A 1,912-nucleotide genomic window follows, 5' to 3' on the forward strand; every position below is an offset into this window, starting at 1 on the left:
TTTCGTAGGCCACGAGGCCGGGGTACTCGGTTTGCACTTCAAGGACGGTGCCAATGCTGTGTTCGTTGCTCACGCGATCCTCCGCTTTTGACTGGTGGGCTGGCGCGGCGGCGGGGCATAATTGGTCTTGGGTTGAGGGCTTCGGCGCGCTCCATCCGTCTGGTACCGGCTGGGCCACAGCTCCCGGGGCGATCGCCCCAGGGCTTCGGCCAAGGCCAACTCACCACGTAGGACCGGGTACCGGGCCGCCTTGCGGCAGGTGCCTTCGGGTAGCCCGTAGACCCGGTCCACGTCGGCGTAGGTCAGGCCTTGCCGGGCCAGCAGCCACTTGATCGTCTCCGGTGGCAGGTCTCCCGGCGGGGTCCGGTCCAGTACGACGGCAGAGCGCACGATTCCTCCTTTCCGCCAACCGGCCCCGCTAGGCCGGTCATTTTTGGGTGTGTGTTTTGACGTTCGGGATATGAAAGTACGGACAAATCCGTCCCTTCGCAAGGACGTTTTTGGGTTCCGAGTTCGTCTTATTGGGGTTTGGTGCGCGATATGGACAAAACGGAAGAAAATCAATGCGATAACGGAAACTCGGAACAGTTCCGGGTTTCTGATGCATTTGTTCCGGGTTCTGCGTCCAAACTCGGAACCAGGATCGGGGTCGTTTGCGGGCGTGTTGGCTGGGATGTTGCGGCGCAAGCGTCCGGCAAATCCGTCAAGCAATTGCGCAGATATGTCCAGGGCGGCGACCCGCCGGCAAGTGTTCTAGAGGGGTTGGCCCGCATTTCGGACATATCCGTCCAATGGCTCGTCACTGGCTGCGGCCCAATGATGTCGAGCGATTCGCAGCCCCATCAGGCACTGGACGAGGACCTGATGGCGCGTGTTGTTGATGGTATTTCAAAGACTTACAAAGAAGTCGGCGCCCGCATCGCTCCGGTGGACTTAGGGCGCCTAGCGGCCCGTATCGCCAACGACATCGTGGCCGTCAGCGACGGTCCGGACGACTGGCCGGGCGCGCTCAAAATGGCCCTACGCACCCTCGCCCGCGACCTCCGCGCAACCCCGGTCGAGTCAAATTCAACTAAACGCTCGGCTTAAGGCCGGTTGAGTGGTCGATTTTAAATGGTATGCTCTTTGTCGGTAATTGTTCAAGGCGGATACCCGCTCTAAGTATTCATCTTCCAGCGTAGGAGGTATCGCTATGGTAAAGCGGTTTCTTTTTGTGGTCCTTATAGCCTTATCCGCTTGTGTTCATTCCAATAGAGGGGACAACCAAGCCTCAACAACGGCAGTACCTGCGCCGGAAAAGGACGAGTTAGCTGAATTATCAATGAACCTTGTAAGGACGATGGCATCCGACACCGGCCCTTATTTCTCAAAACACGGCCAGAACAAGACTGTTTCGAAGGCAATTGATAGCCTTCGTGATCTCATGAAGGACCCCGAAAGCGTGCGAGTTAAGGGTGTGCGCGTTGTTGATTTTGCTGGTGGCAAGGTCGTGTGCGGTGAATTCAACGCCAAGAACGGGTACGGAGCCTACACGGGCTATAAGCCGTTCGTTGCGGGCGTTTCGGTCGCTGACGTTTACGAAACGAAATATCCCCTCATCGAAAAATCCGCAAACGCCGGCATCACCGCCGCCTGCGGTCCCTGACCAGGCGCTTGGGGCGGCCCCGACGGGGGCGGGCCTGGGGCGCGCTCGCAACCCGCCTGCTCCCACCCCCGTCGTGTCTCAAATCGGGTGCCGATTCCGCTCAATCCCCCTCATTCTGTCTCAAACCGCCCCGCCCGCCGCCTCCCCTCTAACGTCCCGCCATATCTCACTTTTTCCCTAAAAATCCCACCTCCCCCCGTGTCCCAATCCGATCACCTCCCTACACTCGAAAGCCCGGGCGGACAGGTCGCGCACGCACGCGTTTTT

3 protein-coding genes are annotated in these 1,912 nt (G+C 59.2%); 2 read left to right on the forward strand and 1 reads right to left on the reverse strand.

What is annotated here, in order from left to right:
* Positions 1-69: 69 nt before the first annotated feature.
* Entirely contained in the window at positions 70-390 is a 321-nt protein-coding gene (locus ROR02_RS17605; RefSeq protein WP_170245164.1) for a helix-turn-helix domain-containing protein, read from the reverse strand.
* A 150-nt stretch (positions 391-540) separates the two neighbouring features.
* Between ROR02_RS17605 and ROR02_RS16720 the strand changes: the two genes are divergently transcribed.
* Together ROR02_RS16720 and ROR02_RS16305 are read left to right on the forward strand one after the other, a co-directional pair.
* Positions 541-1,089: a hypothetical protein gene (locus tag ROR02_RS16720; RefSeq protein WP_170245165.1), complete on the forward strand. Its 549-nt coding sequence runs from the start codon at positions 541-543 to the stop codon at positions 1,087-1,089.
* Between the two features lie 103 nt (positions 1,090-1,192).
* A complete protein-coding gene (locus tag ROR02_RS16305; RefSeq protein ID WP_147165094.1) occupies positions 1,193-1,645 on the forward strand; it encodes a hypothetical protein in 453 nt (150 codons plus the stop codon).
* The last annotated feature ends 267 nt before the right edge of the window (positions 1,646-1,912 follow it).

The organism is Pararhodospirillum oryzae, from assembly GCF_007992075.1.
GTDB classification, from domain to species: Bacteria; Pseudomonadota; Alphaproteobacteria; order Rhodospirillales; family Rhodospirillaceae; genus Pararhodospirillum; species Pararhodospirillum oryzae.